Below are 21,581 nucleotides of genomic sequence, written 5' to 3' on the forward strand. Positions count from 1 at the left end.
GATACAGAGAGAAGTGAACCGCTTCAGGCCGAGCAGATCGAGTTCGTGAACTCGACGAGCAACGATTCGAGGTTCGAGCCCTGTTCGCCGCTGAATATCGCCTGCCCGTGCTTGTCGGTTGCGAGATCTTCTTTTTGTTTTGGATCGCTTGCTGCGGTGTACATCGCCTGGGCGACCTGCTGATAGTTCTGCTCGTCACCGCTCCCGACCACAACCAATAGCTGTCCGGAAATATCCGGTGCGATCTGTGCCGCGCTCGCCGATTCCGGAGAAATCGCGACGGTGCCATCGATCGCATTCGTGGAATTGTTTGCACGGATGACGGCTTCCGAACCCGATCCGGCACCAACGGCGATGACAGCCGACGCGCCCTGTTGCTCTTTGAGGTGGGAGACACCACCAGCAACCCGCTCTGCATTGGCCGTGGCGGACCCGGCGCTCGCGTCGATCGATAAGACCACATGGCCCCCGTCGGCGATTGCGTTGGCCTGTGGTGCCCAGTCGGTGTAGGAGTGTTCGCTGCCATGCACCAGAACCACACCACAGGACCCATCACCGTGGATCGTAGCAGAAACGCTGGAGCCACTGCTCGTGGCTACCGACACTTCTTCGCCAGGGTCCACGCTCGGAGTCGCAGTTTCTGTCTCGGTTTCAGTCGCCGTCTCGGTTTCTTGTGGCGGCGTCGGCGTAGCGTTATCCGATGGCGGTGTTGGTGTCTGATTTCCAGGTGTTTCTGGTTCGGCAGTGCCCCCCGTTTGTTCATCACTGGTACAGCCGGCGAGCCCAGTGGTAAGCGCTATTCCCCCAACGAATTTCATGGCCTCTCGTCTACTGACTTCTCGGTCCATACACGTTCCCATTCAGTGGCCCCTGGTATTACTATCCTGATCTTAAGTCGGTCGGCAACTGTTTCTCAACGGTTGCACGATCAATCAACAGTTCGTTGGGTTCAGACGAATAAATGGTGATAATCGAGAGCTGTATGCACATATTACCTCTCAACAAATGAAAACTGTTTGGTGTTAAAGGTAAATACACTCGATGTGTATCAAGAGAACGAATCTTTCTATCCATTCATTTGTGATAAATTAGCACAATGTCTGTGGCATCGCTCGAATCGAACCGATAAAGGCAACACCCGCCAGACGTTCGTGTGAACAACGCGTGAAACGGAATCTCGTTACTGCATTCGCTGCAATTGCTGGGTCCCAGGTTATCATCCTGCTTGGGCAGACGCTGTTCTCACCGTTACTGGTCCGACTGCTCGGTCCGACAACGTACGGAGAGTATGCGACATTGGTCTCCGCATTCGGGTTGCTGATGATCCTCGTCAGCTCCGGTATCAACGGTGGTGTGCGCAAATTCATCGCTGAAGAGCGGTCAGACGACCTCTGGAAGAGCGACGTGTTCGCGTACTACTTCCGGTTGGCGCTCATCTTCGCCATCATCGCGGCTGGGCTGTTAGTGCTGGCTGCGGAGTTCGGCGTCGTGAGCGCAATCTTTGAGCCCAAGTATGTGCCGTATTTCTATCTGCTGGCACTGCTCGTGCTCGCTTCGCAGTTCAGAGAGTACGTTCGCAGAGCGATCATGGGACTTAAGCTAGAGGGCGTCGGGAGCATGCTGAACGTTGTGTATAAGATCTCCTATCAGATTCTTGCGCTCGGTTTGCTGCTGATTGGCTTTAAAGTTGAGGGCGTTCTTGGCGCACAGATCATCTCCAGCATGTTGGTGTTCGTGCTCGGAATTGTCTACGTCTCGAAAACGCTCTCACTCAAGGAGATCCTCAGACCAACTCCAGCCGATTTCCCGCGGAAAAAACTTTTTTACTTCAATCATAATTCGGTCATCTATTTCTTCTTGCTAAACTCCCTCTATAAGATCGACGTGTTGATGCTGGGTTCGTTCACCAACAGTGAGCTAACTGGCTACTACAATGCTGCCTTAGTTCTCGCGGAGATTCTCTGGTTGTTACCAACATCGTTGCAGGGGCTGATGATCCAGTCCACCTCGGATCACTGGGCGAAGGGGCGGATCAGTCAGATCGAGGAGATTGCCACACGGTCGATTCGATATGTGGCACTGTTGATGTTGTTGCTAGCGATCGGTCTCGGCTCGCTCGCTGAAGTGTTCGTACCATGGTACTTTGGAGTCGAGATGAAACCGGCAACGACGCCGCTGATCATTTTGCTCCCGGGTGTCGTTGGCTTTGCGGTGGCCAGGCCGCTGTTGACGATCAATCAGGCCAAAGGCGACATGCGGGTGTTGATCGCGGCGACGGGCATTTCTGCGGCGATCAATCTCGTGTTGAACTACCTCCTCATCCCATACTACGGCATGGTCGGCGCGGCGGTGTCAACCTCTATCGGATATGGCTCGCTCCCACTGCTCCAGATGTGGGCAGCACGAACGCTTGGCTATAAGCCGTTCCGTCGGGCACGACTTGGACGCATCACCGCAACCGCAGTGTTGAGCGCGAGCGTTATCGTCTTTCTCTCGCTGTCGATCGGATCGACGAAAGTTACTGACCTGGGCCTGACCGGTCTGAGTCTTCTGGGTGAATTTCCAATCGCCGTGCTCATCGTGCCCCCGGCTGGCTTTTTGCTCTACTCATTGATCGCGATTTCAACGGGCGCGATCGATCTCGGAGAGATCTTCGAGATTCTTGTCAAAGTCCCGGGGCTCTCGAGCCATGTCCAGCCCATTCAGGAGAAATTTGAGAAATCAAATCGCTTTGGGAACGATCAGAGTCGAGAGTCGGCTATGAAGCTCATCATCGCGATAGCGCTTGTCATTGCCATCGTTATCGCAGCTGTGAGCGTCGCTGGCTTTCCGATTCTTTCGATGACGCCGCTTGGATCGGCCGAGTCGGGCGTCCTCGGGTCGTTCGTTGAACAGAATCCATCACCGCCATCGAGTGGTCCGTCTGACTCTGGAACGCTCCAGTCACCAACCGACACGACAACTCCACCGCCGACTGACTCCTCTCCGACACCCGATGAATCCGTTCCATCGGCTACACCCTCACCGACTGAGACTCCGCCTCCCACGGATCCCGGGGCAGCAACGACGACATCTCCGTCGCCATCGGCCACGCCAACCGAATCGCCATCTCCCGTAGAGACAACGGAGGCATCTGCCACACCCACCACAACGGTGACGCCCACCCCCACCGCAACACCAACAGAAGTGGGTACTGACGAGGGGATAGAACTTTTGATTGGGTCTGGATTCTGACGGACGGCCGCGATTCAAAAGTGGTGGCCCGCAATGACCAGCAGAAAGCCACCAAGAACAAGACTCGCGAGCAGTGGTCCAGCAAGCGAAATCACACCAATGGTTTGCGCACCAATTGCCAGAGCACTCACTGCCGTGACCACACCAGCATCTGCAAGCAGTCTCCAGTCATCATTCGCTGCTGTGTGGGCGGTCTCGACTGCCCGTGGCACTGATGCGTGATCAACCGTTTCCGCATTAATTTTGCACACTTGATCTGATGGTTTAACGTTCAGATACACATCGAGCTGGTCAGCGAGTGGAGTTCGTTTGACGATTCCCCGTTCTTGATTGTACGAGAGCACGCCAGCCCCATCGAGCTTGGGAAGGTGTGACTGATAGAGTGCGATATACACCCGCTGGCGTTCGTTCGAGTCCAGCGCGGAGACCGTCGTTTCGTTCTCCCATGCGGCAACTTGTTCTGCTATCTCACGCATGTCGACCGCGCCGTCGGTACCCTGGAGAAATTCAAGAACGCGTCGCCGCCGTTTATTCTGTAATAGGTGAAACAACTCATCTTTGGATAAGCTGCTCTGTGTGTCGGCTCCGTCGGTCGACGTCGCTGTCGGTGCAGTGGTGCGCTCGGTCTCGCCGCCAGGATCTGTGTTTGCCACTGGACTCATGGGGGGTCTCTCCGTGCGCGGGGTGCCTTCACAAAGGTAAGTGTGAGATTCAGTTAAGAACCTTCTGATAAACACGAGTGATACCGTCGCCAAATCGGTCAAGCGATCGGTCGGTCACAGACCGGCCGTTCGAGCGTCTGTCCCCGGCGAGTATCTCCGCGAGGCCGTCGCGGAGCGAGGCTTCGTCGTTGGTGATAACGGATGGCTCGACGCCATCGAGAACGTCGGAGACAAAGCCCACATCACGGCTCACTACCGGGACGTTGCAGGCAGCCGCTTCGCAGACCGACAGCGGTCCGCTTTCGTAGTTGGAGGTGATCAACAGCGCGTCGCTCGCATTCATGTACGTCGGCATCGATTTGTACGGCACACCAGTGACAGTTTCGAGTCGAACCCCTTCGAGCTGGTTGGTAATCCGCCGTGCGAGCGCAGCGTTCTTTTCTTCTCTACCTGGATCGTACGGAAATAGGACTACGTGTTCGTCTTTGGGCCAACCGAGTTCTTCTCGCGCGCGACCACGATCGATCGGTCGAAACAGGCTGTAATCAATACCGAACGGAACGAACTCGGAAGGAACGGAAAGCGCTCTCTGGAGTGGTTTGGTCGGAGCGATCACGGCATCACTGAACCGCACGGACGTCTCGCTCAGCACCTTCAGCCAGCGGGGGCCAAGTACGTCAGAGCCCCACAGCGTCACCACGAGGGGTCGACCGGGTTGACAGACGCCCATTGGTGCCAACAGCCCGTAGTTCACGTGAATCAGATCGAAATCTGCCAGGCTCTTGCCGAGAAGCTGGAGATAGACGCTGAGATAGGATCGAACGCCTCGGGTGCCCTCACGCGGCCGCGGAACGATGAGTGTTTCACACTCGACGTTTCGTGCTTCGAGAACGGATACCTGCTGGCTGAAGAACGATCTGTTCGATGTTGCGACCTGGAGGACGCGAATCGGATCGTCGAAAGCGTTAGCTGCCATCGAGCGCCTCCAGAATCACTGCCGTCGTATCCGTTCGCTCTTCGAGCAGCTGTGCTCTCTTTTTTTCCCACTGTGTATCACTCTCTAAGAGCGATACAGCACTGTCGATCGCACGCTGGTGTCGGTATGCCCCCTGGCAGTTGACGAGCAGGCCGTATTTTGCTTCGATCTCATCGGTATAGCCCATTCGAAGCGAATTCACGTAGACTGCTGGCGTTCCAAGCACTGCGCTTTCGGCCGCCATTGTTGCTCCTTCGCCGACGAAACAGTCCGCATACGCAAGGAGATCGTGCATTCGATGGGGTGGAATCTGCGCCTGTCGGTCGCGGAGAGTGTTCGGAACACCAGCTTCGGCAGTGATGAGCACTTTGGCCCCCGTCGACTCTAATCGCGTGACTACGTCGGTCACATCGTTGAACCCACCCTCTCCGATGTCGTGTGATGCCTCCCAGGAGACAACTCGAAGGACCACAAACCGGTCGTCGGGATCGAGATCGAGCGAATCGAACACGCCGGGGTCTGGTTCAAACCGATCGGGGTGTAGATAGGCGAGTTCGTGATAGCCGTCGTATCGATGCTGTTTCTCGCCGATATCGTCGGTATAACAGCTCGGCGTCCAGATCTCGTCGGCGAACGGGAACGTGATCGTATTACCTGGCGCGTGTTCGGTGTCGGTAAAAACGACGCTTCTGGCACCAATCAGGGCCCCGACGTGCGCGACTGCTGTTCCGCCGATTGCGCACACCACATCAGGTTCTATTTCGCGCGCGCGTTGCAACAGACGGAACTCCCACCGTGGCTGATCCACGAGGAGACCGCGCATTCCGTCGGATTGGCCCCGAATCAACAGTTCGTAGTCGATATCCGCAGCCTCAAGCAACTCGACTGTCACCTCCTTATCGCGGGCAAACACTGACACCTCGTGGCCGTGCTCGCGAAGCTCCCATATCGCGTGTTTGAAAAAGTGAACGTGTGCTGGATGTTGGATCGTAATACAGTAATGCATGTGAAAATCGCCGATTACAGGCGGTCGTAATCGAAGCCGGCCTCGTGTGCCCGATCTTTCTCGAAACAGTTCCCGACATCTATCAACACGGGCTCGTCATTGAGTTGCTCAACCATCGTTTCCGGTGATAGTGTAGCGAACTCGTCGTGACCGGTTGCAACGATAATGCCGTCGAAACCATCAAACGTGAGCTCATCGATGACTGGAATGTCGAACGAGTCACTGGCGGTCTCTGGGTCGACGAGTGGGTCGTAGCCGACCATCTCGATGTCGTACTCGCTGAGTGCTGAGACGATTCCGCTGACCTGAGAACTCCGCATGTCCCCGATATTTGCCTTATACGAGAGCCCCAGAATGAGAATCCGGGACTCTTTGAGCACTTTCCCACTGCGGTTGAGCGCTCGCATCGCCAGTTCGGCGGTGTGTTTCGACATGTACTCGTTAACCTCTCGTCCTTGCATGATCAGCTGTGGACGATAGCCAACGCGTTCAGAGCCGTGGGCAAGATACAACGGGTCGATCGGAATACAATGTCCACCAACCAGTCCCGGTCGATACTCGTGGAAATTCCACTTCGATCCGGCGGCCTTGAGCACTTCCTGCGTGTCGAGGCCCATGTGGTCACAGATAATCGACAGCTCGTTCATCAGGGCGATGTTGAGATCACGCTGGACGTTTTCCGTGACCTTCGCTGCCTCTGCCGTCTCGAGCGTTGGCGCGCGATAGATGCCAGCATCAACCACCGAGCTGTACAGTTCGAAGAGCTGCTGTTCGGTTTCTGCATCCGAGCCGCTTACGATCTTTTTCACCTCACTGAGGCTGCTGCCAGATTCTCCCGGTGAGAGTCGCTCTGGTGAGTATCCAAGCGAGAGTTCGTCTCCAATCGCAAGACCGGACTGAGCCTCGATCACTGGCCCGAACACCGTGCGAGTAACGCCCGGGTACACTGTCGATTCGAGGACGATCGTCGTTCCCTCTGCGACGTGTTCGCCGATCGTTTCGGCAGCCGCCTCGATGTACGACAGATCCGGATTTTTCGAGTCGTCAACCGGCGTCGGCACCGTCACGATGACGACCGACGCCCGCTCGATTGACTGTGGACTGGTGGTAAACTCGATGGTCGAGTTGCTGATCCGTTCGTCGCCGTGATCACCAGTTGGATCGGTTCCAGCAACGAGCGACTCGATCTTCGAATCGCTGATGTCGAAGCCGATAACATCATAGCCCTCTTCGTCGAATGCCAGCGCTAGCGGAAGTCCAACGTAGCCCTGACCGATAATACAGATCGTTTCAGACATTGATTCCGATCCCTCTGTAATGGATATCGTCGTGCGTACGTAGGTCTTTCAGTTCGCTCCGTCCATCGACCACAACGAGCCGCGTGTCTCCAGTAGGCTTTCCGAGTGATGGAACGTCGAGATCCGCAAACGACGGCTGTGGTGTCACCAGCACGACGGCGTCGAAACCCGTCTCCAGTTTCTCAAGCGATCGAAGCGTTGCACCAGCGTTCTCGAACGGCTCGGTGTGGGTGTTCACCGGGTCAACCGCCGTCACGTCTACGCCAGCGTCAGTTAGCGAATCGACAATCCCCAGCGACGGCGCTGCCCTGATCTCGTCAACTCCCGGCCGGTAGGTCAGTCCGAGCACCAGCACGCTCGCTCGTTCGGGATCGATGCCTTCTGCGCGAAGCCCATCGACCGTGTGCTCTGCGGTGTAGCGGGGCATATACTCGTTCGTCTCACGTGCGTGTTGCATGATCGGCGTCGGCTCGCCGGCAACGTCCATCACGAACCGCGGATAGTACGGAATGCAGTGACCACCCACACCTGCCCCAGGATCGTGGATCTGACAGAACGGCTGTGTGTTCGCCGCCTCGATCGCTTCGGTCACGTCGATGCCGATCGAGTCCGTCTGTAGCGCCAGCTCGTTTGCCAGCCCGATGTTCACGTCGCGGTAGACCCCCTCGAACACTTTCACGGCCTCTGCCGTGGTTGCATCCGAGACGGTGATGATCTCGTTGTCGTTGATTTCGCCGTAGATCAGTTCCCCAACGCGGGTGCTCTCTTCGTCGAGTCCGCCGACGATCTTCGGATACGCTCCACGAATGTCTTCGAGCGCCTGTCCGGATGCGGTTCGCTCTGGACAGAACGCCATGCCGAACTCACCGAGCGAGAGGCCGCTTTCGCGCTCCAGAATGGGACGTATGATGTCCTCACAGCTGCGTGGAGGTAGCGTCGATTCGGCGATCACGATATCGCCAGGCGACAGTCCCTGTCCGATCGTCGTCATAGCGTTCTCGATCGCAGAAAGATCGGGCCCGCCTGCATCGTCGATCAGCGTCGGAACGATAACGACGTGGATTCTGGCAGCCTCTGCAGCACCGACACCGTCCGTCGTTGGGGCAAACGCCCCATCGGCGACCAACTCTTCGACGAGCGTCGGAAGTTCGGGCTCTCCGGTGATGTGACAGTCGCCGTTCGAGAGGCGATCAACAACAGTCTGATCGATATCCACTCCAGTGACGTTACCGGTCACCTCGGCGTAGACCGCAGCAAGCGGCAGTCCCATCTTGCCGAGTCCGGTAACGGCGACGGGAACGTTTCCGCTCAAGAGCGCATCCCGTTGTTCGGCTTCCGATACGGCGGCGTCGTACAGCCCGGTCGATTGCGTTTGTGTATCACTCATCGTAACATATTCTCCGCAGCAAGTGTGTCCGGCAGTGGCTGGTGGTCGGCTGGCGTTCCAACGGCGAGCGTTTCCGGGGGGACATCTTCGGTGATGACCGCTCCAGCAGCCACAAACGAGTCGTGTCCGATCGTCACGTCGGGGAGAATTGTGGCGTTTGCGCCGACTGATACGCCGTCTTCGATCGTGGGGCCAACCAGATCGACATCCCGTCTGACCGGATACGGATCGTTCGTCAACACGGCACGTGGACCGAGAAACACGTTGTCACCGATCGTTGTGTCGGTTGGAACGTAGACACCGGTTTGTAGGCTCACGTGTGAGCCGATTGTGGTGGTACCATCGATTACCGTATCCGTCCCAACGATCACGCTATCGCCGATCTCCGTTGCCTCGCGAACCAGCGCACGATGGCCGGTAATGAAGTCATCACCGATCCGTACGTCCTGATAGATAATCGTTCCCGAACGGATGCGTGCCCCCTCCCCGAGCTGTGTCGGTCTCCCATCCTCTGTGTACGCGTAGCCAACGGTCGCGCGGTCGTCAATCTGTGGGTCAACTCCGGCTTCGTAGTTCGTCATCGTCTTCAGTGTTCGATTGGTCGTCAGTGGTTAACCATCCAGTGGTTCTTCTCAGATACGTTCCACACGCAGACACACCGATCAATCAACGGCCGAATAAGAGAACGGACTCGACTGTTGTTCGGTGTCCGATTCCGAGACGAGACGATCGATCGACTGGGTGAGCTCTAGCGCACGCAAGCCGTCCTCACCGGAGACGACCGGTTGTTCGTGGTTGCGTACTGCCGTGGCAAACGAGGCGAGCTCGTTTTTCAGTGGCTCGGTCTGATCGATCGAGAGCCGTTCGACGACGTTCGCATGACGGTGGTGGATGTCGCCTCGATTGACGTATTCGGAGGTTGACTGGCGGTGAATCTCCACCGATTGGTTGATGTAGTCCAGCTCAACCCAGCAGCTTTCCGCCGAGATCGACAGCTTTCGGATCTTCCGCTGGGTGACGCGACTCGCACTCAGCCGACCGATCACGCCGGATTCGAACTCGAGCAGCGATTCGGCGTAACGCCCGTCGTGATTGCCGGTCGCCTGGACGGACGCAACCGGATCGTCGACGATCGCGAGCAAAATCTCTACGTCGTGAATCATGAGATCCATCACGGCCGTGTCCTCGATCGACCGGCTCGGCGGTGGCCCCATTCGTTCGACGCTGATCCCGATGATGTCGAGCTCGTCGATCATTCCCATAAGTGCACGCACGGCCGGATTGAATCGCTCGATATGGCCGATTTGCATGACGACATCACGTTCTTCTGCGCGCTGGATGAGATCGCGGCCTTCTGCCGGGGTCCCAACGAACGGCTTTTCGATTAACAGGTCGACGCCGGCGTCGATACACTGACGGGCAACGTCGCTGTGATACCGTGTTGGAACGGCGATCGACACCATGTCGGTGCGCGAAAGCAGCTCGTCGATCGTATACGCAGTCGTATCATACTGTTCACTGATCTGCTCGGCACGAGACTGATCAGCATCGGCGATGCCAACGAGCTCTGCGTCTGCAAGCTCGTTGTACACGCGGGCGTGATTTTGGCCCATACTTCCCACGCCGATCACCCCCGCGTGAAGCGCCTTCTCAGACATGCTCGACCGTACTGTCCCGCATGGCTTCACCGATTCGGTTTAGATCCGCGTCCGAGAGCTCTGGATGGACAGGCAACGAGAGCACCTCTCGAGACGCCTGCTCTGCGTACGGGAACGACTGATCCGGGCGTTCGTACATCGGATACTTATGAATTGGTGTCGGATAGTAGATGCTCGTCCCGACACCTCGATCTGTGAGATCGGCCTGCAACGCATCACGGTTGCCAACCCTGATCGTGTACTGATTGTACGCGTGAAACCGTCCGTCGGGTTCGACCGGTGAGATAGCCGCCGTCGGCTCGAGATACTCGTTCAACCGAGCAGCGTTCGATCGCCGCTGTGCGACCTTCTCTTCGAGCCGGTCGGTCTGGATGCGACCGATCGCACCCGAAATATTCGTCATTCTGAAGTTGTGCCCAAGACGCTCGTGTTCGTAGCCATATCCACCAGCCGTACGACCGTGATTGATGAACGATCGGGCGTTCGCGGCGATCTCCTCGTCGTTAGTGGTGATGATGCCACCCTCTCCCGAGGTGATGTTCTTCGTCGGATAGAACGAAAAGCAGGCCACGTCGCCGAGCGATCCGGCATGCTTTGTGTGGTATTTCGCTCCGTGGGCCTGAGCTGCGTCCTCGATGATCGTCGCGTCGTACTTCTTGCCGAGCGCTTCGAATCTATCCATATCGGCCGCAAGCGCGAACAGATGCACCGGCATAATGGCGTCAACGTCGCCATCGAGTGCCTCGATTCTCGATTCGGCAGCGTCGGGATCGAGCGCGAACGTTTCCGGATTGATGTCTGCGAACACCGGCTCTGCACCGGCCAGGCGGATGACGTTGGCCGTTGCGACGAACGAAAAGGCGGTGGTCAACACCGTATCACCGGGGCCGATACCAGCACTCACGAGCGCAGTGTGCAACGCGGTGGTACCGTTCGACGTGGCCACTGCGTGTTCAGTGCCACAGTACTCTGCGAATGCGTCTTCGAACTCGGCAACCGCATCGCCAGCGGCCAGATCGCCCGCCTCTAGCACCTCGGTCACGGCTTCGATCTCTTCGTCTCCGAGCTGTGGATCAGCGATTGGAATTTCGCTCATCGCCCACCCCTCCCCATTGCCCGCTGTCGGCGCCAGCTACGAACGGTTTGACGCTCGGTCCATGGTCCATCGATTTGGTCGTACATTTGCTGATTGGACGAAGCCACCGGCCTTTATTATAGGTTGGCTAACGGACTCGCCTCGTGAACTGTTCACACTGATTGCTGGCGGTTTTTTCGATGTACGTCTACATTGATTGGTGTTCACGTGTGCGATCGCAATCAGTCTCTACTACGCCCGAATGACACAGAGCGGCTGTGAGCCGTTTGGGACAGACAGAGTGGCCCGACCTCGCCTCGCAGAAGTTAAACTCCTCCAACCTGTAGTCACCGAAAATGGTACGTTGGTTGCTCGATCTCGTGCTCGCTGCGGCGCTGACGGCACTGGCCGGTGTTGGTTTTTTTATGCTCGACGGGATCGCCAGAATCGCACTCGTTCTCCCGTTGATCATATTCCTCCCTGGGTACGGGATGCTCTCGGTGCTCTTTCCCGAGGAGAGCAAACTCGGCCGAGCACGACGTGGTCGCCGTCCGTGGGGATCGCCCGACCGCCGAAGCGGGCAAGGCTCTGAAGACGATTATTTGCTCGGCAACATCGAACGATTCGTCCTCTCGATCGCGCTGAGTCTCGCTCTCGTCGCGTTCACTGTTTTCGGATTGAACTTCACGGTGGGGTTCGGTGAACCACAGCGGATTGCGATTCTTCTGATGGGCTTTACTGGCTCGATGCTGATTTTCGCGCTTGCCCGACGGATCGTGTTGCCACCTGAAGAGCGATTCGCCCTCGAATTCTCGGCGGCGGGAATTCCAACCGATGCGGGCTTTCTCAGCGTCTTCGGAGTAAGTCTGCTCGTACTCGCTGCGAGTGCCGGCGCGTTCGTCGCACTCAATCCAACGCCCGATGGCGGCTCCTCAGGACTCTCAATCGTAGATCAGGGAACCCTCAATGGGGGGGTGGCGGCCACGTACAACGGCGAGCCGGTGACACTATCGATCCAAAACGCCTGGGATACATCCAAAGAGTACTCGATTGTCGCGAAAGTTGATGGAGAGCGACACGGCGATCCAGTAACGGCCACCGCCGAGCCCAACTCGTTCAAAGAAGTCCGCTTCGAGAATATGCCTGAGGGAGGAGAGCGAATCACATTTTATCTATTCGAAGGCTCACCACCAGAGGAAGTCTCTCGCGACACCGCGATCGCTGTGGCCCCCATCGGCCCATCTGAGGGTCAGAACGCCATCAGTGCGCCTGCCGTACTTGCTCCAATCCAACCTCCAGGGGCACACTAACCATGTGGCCATGGGGACACGCAGCCACCGGCTATCTCTGTTACTCGCTGGGCACGCGGCTGTTCGGCCGTACACCCACTGGATCGGCAACGCTAGCCGTGCTCTTTGGCACCCAGCTTCCAGATCTGCTCGATAAACCGCTTTCGTGGGTGTTTGAGCTGTTTCCACAGGGGTACTCCGTGGGTCACTCCGTTTTCGTCGCCGTGCCGGTCGGACTGTTCGTCCTGCTTGCTGCATACTACAGCAGCCACACTGAGACCGCCGTCGGCTTCGTCGTGGGCTACTGGTCGCATCTGTTCGGTGATCTCGTCTTTGGGCTGGTAACGAACAATCCGCTCACTTCCGAACGACTGCTCTGGCCGATCGCCACGCTACCGTCGTACACCAGCGATCTCAGTGCTATCGAGAGAATTCTGGCGTACGGTATCTCGTTTCTACACTTTTTCGCCGATGAGGGACTGGTTCCCGCGCTCGTGTTGCTTGCTATTTATTTCGGTCCCGTCGTCGTGGCTACGCTGGTCTGGCTTTACGACGGACATCCGGGACCAGGCACCATCAGACGAATGCTCGCCCACAGCTGGACTACGGCGAAGGGAATATTGACCCCGTAATAAATGACGCTGGTCGAATCCGTTCGGTCCAAGATCGCGCCATATAAAAACCAGGCTTATTAGTTATTAATTTATAACACTTTGCTGTGTTTTGCCCATATAACGAGTCATGGCGCTAACCAGATAATGAGGTTATAGATAACGTTTGTGGCCGAATCGACGGATTTGTCTGATCGTTGGCTGATCGATATAGTAAGTTATTTTGTATAGTACTCCCGTGATCCCAATGGACTATGCCAGAGAGAGAAGAGGCCAGAACACTGTCGCGTCTGTCACCAGGCGTCAGTCGTCGTTCGTTCCTTGGAACGACCGGCGCTGCTGCAGCATCGCTGTCGGTGTCAGGGACCGCCGCTGCGGGGTCCTGTTCGCGGCAGGATTCCGATTCGGACGTTGCGATCAAGAAAGCGTCAACGGACGAAGTCGAGCTTCAGTCCGAGGCACCTGAGTCCGAGTCGGTGTCGGATATCGACTACGACGAGGTTATCAACGTCGTCGAAGCTGGAGCTGACAACACCGGTGGGGAGTCGATCACGCCGCTCATTCGTGATCTCGCTTCGTCGAACACCCTTTTGAAGTTCCCTGAGGGTCGCTATCTCGTCGACGAGTGGGTCCGGCTCACCGGATTCAAGAACTTCGGGATGGTTGGTGAGAACGCCACGCTCGTGCCGGCTCCAGCCAGCCAGTACAAGGGAGATCCGATCATGTTTAAGCTAGGTGTGTTCTCGAACCCAGGTCGGAACCTGGAGTTCCGGAATTTCACCGTGGATTACACGGCACCGAACACCGGCGTTCGAGCCCTCCACGCGGCCGTCTCCGACGGTCTTCGCGTCGAGAACGTTGCCGTTGAGGGTGTTCACGATGCCGGAACATGGGGACCATTCAAGGCTGACATCGTCGATTCGGACGGCTACGGAATCGTCAAAAACGTTGAGGTTCCCGAGGGTGGTGTGTACACCAAAAACACCGCACAGGACATCGAACCAACCGTCAAAAACGGTCCAACTGGCTTCTTGCTCTCGCCGTTCCACGCAGGTCGCCTGGATGTTGTCGATTCCGTCATCGGTGCGTTCCCAGACAACGGCCTCTACGACTCGGAGAGTCCGGGGCAGGTTGTCGTAAAGGGTGGACGGTTTGCGAATTCCAACTCCGGTAACATTCGGATCACTGGCGACAACAGTGGCGTGTACGGTGCACACGTCGTCATCGATCAGAACCGACCGAACGACCGTGGCCAGCACGGTGTTCGTTTCGACGGTGGGAAAAACCTCACCGTCGCGGACACCGTCATCGAGATGACCCAACCAAACGGTCACGGAATCTTCACGCTCAGTTCTGTTGAGTCGGCAACGATCGAAAACACCAAAATCTTCGCCGGGAAGAACGACGCTCGAGAAACGATCAAGTCGATCGCCGTCCGCAAGGGTGCCGGAGCAATCGATATCATCAACAGTGAGGTCGTTCAGGACCACGAAGGCCCAGCACTCAACATTAGTGAGGGCTCCTCACCGGTTCGTGTCAAGGGACTCTCGGTCTCTGGCGAATCGACGGGTGAGACCGGAAGCCGCGAGGCACTCATCACACACCGTGATAGCACCGAATTCCGTGGTCTCGACGTTGATCTTCCGAACGGAAGCCGCCGCCGCGCGCTCGGTATCTTTTCCGACAGTGTCAGTGTCCTCGGTGGGACGTACTCCTCATCCGGACTGCCGATCACGGTCGAGGGATCCGATGTGCTCATCAAGGAAGTGACGGCAGGTGCGTACGACGGATCGACGGTTGCCGTCGATGTCGAATCGGGTGTCGCCAAACTCGTGAACAACAAACTCACGAACGGTGCCGCAGGCGACATAATCGAACAAGGCAACGAATACATCTGAAGCATTTCTTCCGGCCCTGCTCGATTCGACGTACACAAACGGCTGTATGCCGTACATGAGGTATGTCGACAATTACGAACATCGCTGCTGGTGTCCAGGCGTTCACGAGCAACGCGTTTCTCGTTACAGGTGACCGAACCATCCTGGTGGACGCCGGCAACGAGTTCGACGCACCAGAACGGATCAAGGCACACACTGATGATCTCGACGCAGTCGTGCTTACGCACACACATCCGGACCACATCGGCAATCTCACAGCGGTGACCGAAGCGTTCAACGTCGAGACCTGGGGATTCGATCCGTCGCATGCGCTGGTTGATAACCCCATCGCCGACGGCGAGCGGATACCAATCGGCGATTCGACGTACGAAGTGCTCCACACCCCAGGACACAAAGACGATCATTGCTGTCTCTATGCGAGCGCAACCGGGACACTGTTCGCCGGCGATCTCGTCTTTGCCAACGGTAGTTTCGGACGGACGGATCTCGAGGAAGGCAATCGAGAGACGCTGGTGGAGTCAATCGAGTATGTCCTCTCAAAGACCGATGAGACGCTCACTGCGATCCACACCGGCCACGGCGCGAGCGTTACCGACAGTCCGTACGATAACATCGAGCTCGCTCGTCGCGCAGCAGAGCTCTACTGAGTTGCCGTCTCGAGCAACGCGTCGTATGCAGGTTCGTATGCGGTCGCGATCGCTTCTGGATCACGCCGATGTTCTTCTGTGAGGGCGTGCAGTTCGCACACTGCGACGGGATCGATGAGATCCGTGACGCGACCGACTGACACCTCGAGTCGACCGTGTTGTGCGCTGCCGCTGGCAACCGAACAGGCGTTTGCATACCGCATCCCGTCGTAGATACGAGCACGCCGTGGCTCGACGACCGCCACAGCACCCGGCTCGAACGATCGCAGTGGCCGAGCGATCGCGCCGTACGATTCGACGACGGCCGTTTCCGTGGTTGCGATGCGCTGAGAAATCCGTTCTAGAGCATCGAGATGGTGGGTTTCCATCAGCTTGTTGAACTGCTCGAGCGAATGAACTGGTGTTCCATCGGCAAGTTCGAGCCGCTCAATGAGAGCGTCGGGCAGTGCTACCGTGTCGTTGTACAGATACGTCGGATCGACGACGCCGACGCGATCGACGAGAAACTCCCGATCAGTGCGTCCCAGGAGTCCCTCGGCCGGCCCCGGTGATGGCCGCCAGAGGCGGTGAATTGGATTGATCGACACTGGATGATGGTCTGTGGGACTCGCACTGGCGAGTCGACGCGCGTCTTTGCCGTACAGCAGTCCACGCTCGGTTGCAACGTCGACATCGTCATATTCGTACCAGTGGTCGTTGCCGGCGCGGGGTTTGAACCCCGTTGCGCCGAGCCGATCGATCAATCCGACCGAAAACGTCGTTTTGCCCGCATCCACACGGGAACTTCCGGCGACGAGCAGTTGCATTTTACGCGAGTCCGTAGTGGCCCGGCTCGTCGTCACTCTCTGGCGCACCGAAGACGAACGACTCGGCGTTGTAGATCATCCACGGAATCGCCCAGTCGAGCAACACAGCCTCGGTTTCCGGATCGAGTTCGCGGTCGGGCTCTAGACCCTGGAGCAAGCGAGCGATCTCGTAGGTAGTGTACATCTGATCCGGTTCTAACACCGCCTCGGGTGCTTTAAAAGCCAACGGCTGGAGGCGATCGAAATTTGATTTCGGTCGTGGCATACACCCTAGCAGTTTCGCGAGCGCAAAAAGACCGCCGTCTCTTCGTTGATGCTACTCGTGAGAGGAAACGACGTTTTCGTACTGCTGGGACACATCGTCCCAGTCAATCACTTCGAAGAAGGCGTCGATGAACGACCCACGGTCCGGCCCGTAGTCGTAGTAGTACGAGTGTTCCCACACGTCGAGCGCAAGAATTGGGTGGGATCCCCAGAGCGCACCCTGGTCGTGTTTATCCACCGCAACGTTCCGGAGCTGCTTTGCCACGGGGTCGTACACGAGCAGCGCCCAGCCACCCGCAGCACTCGCTGCCGCCCGGAACTCGCCTTCCCAGCCGTCGTACGATCCAAAGTCCTCCTCAATACGGTTCGCGAGTTCTCCCGACGGACTCGATCCTCCGTTTGGAGACATATTGTTCCAGAACAACGTGTGGAGATAATGACCACTGCCGTTGTGTGTTACATTCGAGAGTGCACCGGCTGTAGAGCCATAATCGCCGCTTGATCGGTTGTTTGCCAGCGTCTGCTCTGCGCTTTCGAGACCGTTGACGTAGCCCTGGTGGTGTGTATCGTGATGCCAGGTGAGCACTTGCTCTGAGATGTGCGGTTCGAGTGCGTCGTAGTCGTACGGCAACGGGGGAAGCTCGGGGTTCGAGTGTTCTGTCATTGTGTTTCCCTCGTTTCAGCCCTCTACGGGCTGGATGTTAAATCTTGAGATGTGCCCACATTACTCTCGTATTATGTCCAGAGCAAACTGAGTGTTTTTTAGCTCAGAACAGATGTGTTGTGTCGAGTCCAGCAGCAATCTCGCCGAGCAGCTGTGTCGCCTCCGAGTATTTCAACACCTGTTGCATGTCACCCTCGATTTCGAGCTCACCGCTCATTACGGCAGGAACTGGATCCAGCTCACCACTAACGATACGCTTCCAGGCCTCATGACCGCCCGAAAGAACGAAGCTCACGGTTCGTTCATCACGACTCGAGAGAATCTCGGTTTCTCGACAGCCTCCATCATACAGGTCGATATACGTGTACACCGTTCCGTCAACGATGTGATCTTCGACCTGATCTAAGAGTGTGCTAGAGCGTTCTGGAAGATGTTTTCGCACGTCTTCGTCGATCAGCTCTGCGGCCTCGGCCACGGGAATGTCCGCCAGTTGCTCACGGAGCCCATCGGAGACGCCGTCCAACGCCTCTTCGGGGAGTGTCCCCAGCGTCGTCTCTTCAATCGGAACGTCGGTGATCTCGAACAACAGTGTGCCATCGAATTCGACACCCCAGCCAGCACCGGCTTCACTGAGCTGTTCGTTCTCCTCCAGGGCGGTTTCATACGCTGACAGCCACTCGCTTGTGGGATACAGTACCATCGTGGTCCGAATCGTGCGACCAACACGTTGGGTTTATAGCCGGCTATACGCGGGTGTTTTTTGTTGGATCAGTGATAGGCGCTCATACCGGTGAGCTCTGAGCCGACGATGAGCTTCTGGATCTCGGTGGTGCCGTCCGGAATCGTCATCACGCGAGCGTCCCGATAGTAGCGTTCGAGTCGGTTCTCTGGTTTGAGCCCCTCCGCTCCGAACACCTGGATTGCGTCGTCGGTCACCTGCTTGCTCGTTTCGGCGGTGTAGCCTTTCGCCAGTGAAGACATAAGCCGCGCGTCCGGATCGCCGGATTCGAGCAGTTCGGCCGCCCGGCGGGCGAGTCCACGGGACGTTTCGAGCCCGGCTTTCATCTGATAGAGCTTATCCTGTACAAGCTGGTGCTGTGCGATCGGTTTCTCGAACGTTTCCCGATCGGTAGCGTACGCTACGGCCTCGTCCATTGCGGCCTGCATGATACCGACGGCCATGAACGACATGCCGGTACGCATAAATGAGAAGGTAGCATTCAGCGGCTTCTGTTCGAAGAACAGCTGAGTGACGCTCTCGGGGAACGGAACGATTTCGTGCATATCATACCCCTCCATGATCGCATTGGAGAAGATATTAGAGAGTCGGTTTCCTTCGGGAACTCTGACAGAATCGAACGTGATCTTCGCGTTCGAGACGCCCTTCCAGCCCAGTTTGTCCAGCTCTTCGGTTTCGAAACTCGCGTTCTCACGATCGACCAGGAACATGTCCTGTGCGTCGGTCGATTCGTCGTGAGCGACCACGAGCACCACATCGGCGTAGTGGGCGTTGCCCACCCAGATCTTCTCACCGTTGATGACGAATTCGTCGCCATCTTTGCGTGCGGTCGTCCGTGGTCTTGCAGTGTCGGATCCACCGCTCGGTTCGGTCACGGCCAGACTGGCCAGACACTCACCGGTTTCGAGCTTTGGCACCATGGCCTCGCGGGTTTGTGGAGCGGCAAATCTGACGAACACCGACGGGAACGACATCATCAATCCGACGTTCAGGCTCGGCCAGACGTAGCTGATCTCTTCTGCCGTGAGCATGAACTTCCAGACATCCCCAAAGAAGTTCGGGGCAATATCGGGATCGAAGCCGATGCCGAACTCGCGGAGATCGGTGACAAAGCCCATCAGCGTGTCCCTGTCCATTGGTCCGTTGCGATCAAGGTCGTCGACGACTGGTTCGACGTTCTCCTGCAAATACCCTCGCAGATCGGCCCGAAACGCCCGCTGTTCGTCTGTCAGTTGCATCTCACTGCGTTGCCTGTGCTTGCTCGGAGAGCGTGTTCATGATCGGTGCCAGTCGCGTACCTTTCTGCACCGGACCGTCCATCTGATACTGCTGTTGCATGAATCCCTGAATCGGATCGACCGATCCAGTGATCAGTCCCACCAGTACGTCTGCCGGACCGGTGATCGAAATGTCGGGGTCGTCAAGCACGCCTGCTCCGCCGGTAACGGTAGTATCGTCGCTGACGACTTCGACGTGGCCGGTCATCGGACAGTCTTCGGCCTCGAAGTTCACCGCGATGTCCTCGTTGATCTGCTCTTCGACTGCCTCGTTGCCGTCGGCGACCGTCCGAACGCCAGACCAGAGAAGCTCCTGGAACTGATCTGCCGTGTCTGGGTGCTCGGACACAAACGGGGCGATCTCCATGTCACCCATTCGGTCGAGAATTCGCGAGACAATGGCTGGGTTGCTTTTCACCAGCTCGTCTGCGTTGCCTTCGATCTCGGCGAGCAGCTCCGGCAACACGGCCTGCAGCTCGTCGTCGTCTTTGTCGAATGATTCCTCGATTCGCTGAACGAGTTCGTCGTCTACCATGCGATAGTTGCTCGTAGTGGCGATCTGTGAATGGGTTTGACTCATCGGATGGGAGGGTATTTAAGAATATTACACCGCAGACTGGCGGTTTAGAAGCTAAACAGATCGACGCCGCCAGTGACACCGACGACCTGCCCAGTGATGTATTCGGCCTGCTCGCTGCACAAAAACGCGATGAGATTCGAGACGTCTTCTTCCCGACCGAGCTTTCGCATTGGGGTTGCCTTTGCAATGCGAGCGAAATGCTCATCGACCGCTTCGAGCTGTTCGATCGGGAGATCGGCAAGCGCGCCGACGACGATGTTCGGTGCCACAACGTTACACGTAACGCCATTCTGAGCGCCCTCGAGCGCCAGTGTTTTGCCAAAGCCAATGAGTGCTGCTTTCGTCGTCGCATACGACGCCTGGCCGAAGCCACCCTGGATTCCCGTGATTGAGGACATGTTCACGATTCGCCCCCAGCCTCGCTCGCACATCGCCGGAAACACCTCCTGGGTGATGTTGTATGTCCCGGTGATGTTGATCGACATATCGCGATCCCAGGTTTCGTCGTCGTAGTCCTGCATGCGCGAGCGAGCATCGACCATGCCAGCGTTGTTGATGAGCACGTCGATCCCTCCAGTTTCCTCGCGGAGCGCCTCGACGGTCGAGCCGACCGCGTCGCGGTCGGTGAGATCACATTCGACGGCATGTGCCGTCCCGCCGTCGTCTTCGATCTCTTCGGCCACGTTCTCGGCCGCCTCTTCGTTCACGTCGAGCACGACGACCTCCGCACCCTCCTGGGCAAGCACCCGACAGTCCTCAGAACCAATGCGTCCGGCACCACCAGTTACCACCGCAGTCTTCTCACTGAGTCCAAAATCCATGACGATCAACCGTTGGGAAACCGCCCCCAAATAGGTTCCCTGCCGAATACGCGGTCACTTAAGGGAACCAACGCTTCTCCCCGGCAGCATATTTAAACACACGTGAATACTCCGAAGTAAGTTTATGACACACGAGAGATTCACCACTGACGTAATGTCGGATACTGAATCCAGTTCCGAGCCGATGATCTTCCCAAGTCAAGATTGGTTCAGCGAGTATGGCGACCGTGTGGACGCCGACGAGGAGTACGCTGAGGTCAGCGAGGGGTGGGGTGTCGATTTCAATGGCGATTTCATCTTCGAGATGACCGAGATGCCAGTCGACGAACTCGACCACGACGCAATGCCCGAGTTTCTCGTCGACGATCTCGATACCTACGTCACCGAAGAGTCCGGAAAAGGATACACTGGACAGGCGTACATGGCGCTCGAGAACGGTGGTTGTCCGGAGTGTCATCTGATCGACCCCGACGAAGAGCCGGACGTTGGCTTCTATCTGCGTGCCGATTACGACACGTGGAAGGAGCTCATGCGCGCTGAACTCGGCGTGATCGACGGGCTCATGGGTGGAAAGTTCGACCTCGACGGTGACATGCAGAAAGTGTTGCAGTACTCCGACGCCGCAGTGCAGCTAACCGATCTCGCGTCGTCGATCGATGCGGGATTCGCCGACGAGGAGTACTAGACGC

Annotated in this window: 22 protein-coding genes; 6 read left to right on the forward strand and 16 right to left on the reverse strand. The window is 57.2% G+C overall.

Going from position 1 to position 21,581, the window contains the following annotated elements; translation table 11 throughout:
• Positions 1 to 23 precede the first annotated feature (23 nt).
• Positions 24 to 848 carry a hypothetical protein gene (locus JXQ78_RS01215; RefSeq protein ID WP_330631654.1) on the reverse strand — a complete coding sequence of 275 codons (825 nt, stop codon included), beginning with the start codon at positions 846 to 848 and terminating at the stop codon, positions 24 to 26.
• A gap of 316 nt (positions 849 to 1,164) precedes the next feature.
• Here JXQ78_RS01215 and JXQ78_RS01220 point away from each other — a divergent pair, with 316 nt between their 5' ends.
• On the forward strand, positions 1,165 to 3,234 hold the full coding sequence (locus tag JXQ78_RS01220) for a flippase (protein WP_330631655.1): 2,070 nt from the start codon (positions 1,165 to 1,167) through the stop codon (positions 3,232 to 3,234).
• Between the two features lie 14 nt (positions 3,235 to 3,248).
• Here JXQ78_RS01220 and JXQ78_RS01225 read toward each other — a convergent pair whose 3' ends face one another.
• From JXQ78_RS01225 to JXQ78_RS01260, 8 genes are all read right to left on the reverse strand, one after another.
• Complete coding sequence (locus JXQ78_RS01225) at positions 3,249 to 3,896, reverse strand: DUF7344 domain-containing protein (RefSeq protein WP_330631656.1); 648 nt, start codon at positions 3,894 to 3,896, stop codon at positions 3,249 to 3,251.
• Between the two features lie 49 nt (positions 3,897 to 3,945).
• Entirely contained in the window at positions 3,946 to 4,872 is a 927-nt protein-coding gene (locus JXQ78_RS01230) for a glycosyltransferase (protein WP_330631657.1), read from the reverse strand.
• Entirely contained in the window at positions 4,862 to 5,878 is a 1,017-nt protein-coding gene (locus JXQ78_RS01235) for a DUF354 domain-containing protein (RefSeq protein WP_330631658.1), read from the reverse strand. Before JXQ78_RS01235 ends, JXQ78_RS01230 begins: the two co-directional genes overlap by 11 nt.
• Before the next feature lie 14 nt (positions 5,879 to 5,892).
• On the reverse strand, positions 5,893 to 7,176 hold the full coding sequence (locus JXQ78_RS01240; protein ID WP_330631659.1) for a nucleotide sugar dehydrogenase: 1,284 nt from the start codon (positions 7,174 to 7,176) through the stop codon (positions 5,893 to 5,895).
• Positions 7,169 to 8,563 carry a nucleotide sugar dehydrogenase gene (locus tag JXQ78_RS01245; protein ID WP_330631660.1) on the reverse strand — a complete coding sequence of 465 codons (1,395 nt, stop codon included), beginning with the start codon at positions 8,561 to 8,563 and terminating at the stop codon, positions 7,169 to 7,171. Before JXQ78_RS01245 ends, JXQ78_RS01240 begins: the two co-directional genes overlap by 8 nt.
• The gene (locus tag JXQ78_RS01250) at positions 8,560 to 9,144 is read right to left on the reverse strand and encodes an acyltransferase (protein WP_330631661.1); all 585 of its coding nucleotides are present in this window, start codon (positions 9,142 to 9,144) and stop codon (positions 8,560 to 8,562) included. The genes JXQ78_RS01245 and JXQ78_RS01250 overlap by 4 nt, the downstream gene beginning before the upstream one ends.
• Before the next feature lie 81 nt (positions 9,145 to 9,225).
• On the reverse strand, positions 9,226 to 10,221 hold the full coding sequence (locus tag JXQ78_RS01255) for a Gfo/Idh/MocA family oxidoreductase (protein WP_330631662.1): 996 nt from the start codon (positions 10,219 to 10,221) through the stop codon (positions 9,226 to 9,228).
• Positions 10,214 to 11,317 (reverse strand): DegT/DnrJ/EryC1/StrS family aminotransferase, encoded by a 1,104-nt coding sequence (locus tag JXQ78_RS01260; RefSeq protein ID WP_330631663.1) that lies wholly within the window; start codon positions 11,315 to 11,317, stop codon positions 10,214 to 10,216. The genes JXQ78_RS01255 and JXQ78_RS01260 overlap by 8 nt, the downstream gene beginning before the upstream one ends.
• 335 nt (positions 11,318 to 11,652) lie before the next feature.
• On the opposite strand from JXQ78_RS01260, the gene JXQ78_RS01265 reads away from it, so the two are divergent.
• The 4 genes from JXQ78_RS01265 (at position 11,653) to JXQ78_RS01280 (ending at position 15,741) form a co-directional block, all read left to right on the forward strand.
• On the forward strand, positions 11,653 to 12,606 hold the full coding sequence (locus JXQ78_RS01265; protein WP_330631664.1) for a DUF1616 domain-containing protein: 954 nt from the start codon (positions 11,653 to 11,655) through the stop codon (positions 12,604 to 12,606).
• 2 nt (positions 12,607 to 12,608) lie between these two features.
• Positions 12,609 to 13,217, forward strand: coding sequence for a metal-dependent hydrolase (locus JXQ78_RS01270; protein ID WP_330631665.1), 609 nt, complete (start codon positions 12,609 to 12,611; stop codon positions 13,215 to 13,217).
• 233 nt (positions 13,218 to 13,450) lie between these two features.
• On the forward strand, positions 13,451 to 15,094 hold the full coding sequence (locus JXQ78_RS01275; RefSeq protein WP_330631666.1) for a hypothetical protein: 1,644 nt from the start codon (positions 13,451 to 13,453) through the stop codon (positions 15,092 to 15,094).
• 62 nt (positions 15,095 to 15,156) lie between these two features.
• Positions 15,157 to 15,741, forward strand: coding sequence for an MBL fold metallo-hydrolase (locus JXQ78_RS01280; protein WP_330631667.1), 585 nt, complete (start codon positions 15,157 to 15,159; stop codon positions 15,739 to 15,741).
• On the opposite strand, the gene JXQ78_RS01285 is transcribed toward JXQ78_RS01280, so the two are convergent.
• The 7 genes from JXQ78_RS01285 to JXQ78_RS01315 all read right to left on the reverse strand — a co-directional run bounded on the left by JXQ78_RS01285 (position 15,735) and on the right by JXQ78_RS01315 (position 20,892).
• A complete protein-coding gene (locus JXQ78_RS01285; protein WP_330631668.1) occupies positions 15,735 to 16,547 on the reverse strand; it encodes an ATPase in 813 nt (270 codons plus the stop codon). The genes JXQ78_RS01280 and JXQ78_RS01285 overlap by 7 nt on opposite strands.
• 1 nt (position 16,548) lies before the next feature.
• A complete protein-coding gene (locus JXQ78_RS01290; RefSeq protein WP_330631669.1) occupies positions 16,549 to 16,812 on the reverse strand; it encodes a DUF5827 family protein in 264 nt (87 codons plus the stop codon).
• 51 nt (positions 16,813 to 16,863) lie between these two features.
• Positions 16,864 to 17,475 carry a superoxide dismutase gene (sod, locus tag JXQ78_RS01295; RefSeq protein WP_330631670.1) on the reverse strand — a complete coding sequence of 204 codons (612 nt, stop codon included), beginning with the start codon at positions 17,473 to 17,475 and terminating at the stop codon, positions 16,864 to 16,866.
• Between the two features lie 103 nt (positions 17,476 to 17,578).
• Positions 17,579 to 18,175 carry an SCP2 sterol-binding domain-containing protein gene (locus JXQ78_RS01300; RefSeq protein ID WP_330631671.1) on the reverse strand — a complete coding sequence of 199 codons (597 nt, stop codon included), beginning with the start codon at positions 18,173 to 18,175 and terminating at the stop codon, positions 17,579 to 17,581.
• Positions 18,176 to 18,243: 68 nt separating this feature from the next.
• Positions 18,244 to 19,452, reverse strand: a complete 1,209-nt coding sequence (locus tag JXQ78_RS01305; RefSeq protein WP_330631672.1) for an acyl-CoA dehydrogenase family protein — start codon at positions 19,450 to 19,452, stop codon at positions 18,244 to 18,246.
• A 1-nt stretch (position 19,453) separates the two neighbouring features.
• Complete coding sequence (locus JXQ78_RS01310) at positions 19,454 to 20,071, reverse strand: SCP2 sterol-binding domain-containing protein (protein WP_330631673.1); 618 nt, start codon at positions 20,069 to 20,071, stop codon at positions 19,454 to 19,456.
• Positions 20,072 to 20,115: 44 nt separating this feature from the next.
• A complete protein-coding gene (locus tag JXQ78_RS01315; RefSeq protein WP_330631674.1) occupies positions 20,116 to 20,892 on the reverse strand; it encodes an SDR family NAD(P)-dependent oxidoreductase in 777 nt (258 codons plus the stop codon).
• A gap of 124 nt (positions 20,893 to 21,016) precedes the next feature.
• On the opposite strand from JXQ78_RS01315, the gene JXQ78_RS01320 reads away from it, so the two are divergent.
• Entirely contained in the window at positions 21,017 to 21,577 is a 561-nt protein-coding gene (locus JXQ78_RS01320) for an SCP2 sterol-binding domain-containing protein (protein WP_330631675.1), read from the forward strand.
• The last annotated feature ends 4 nt before the right edge of the window (positions 21,578 to 21,581 follow it).

This window comes from Halocatena halophila (assembly GCA_027563145.1).
Lineage (GTDB): Archaea > Halobacteriota > Halobacteria > Halobacteriales > Haloarculaceae > Halocatena > Halocatena halophila.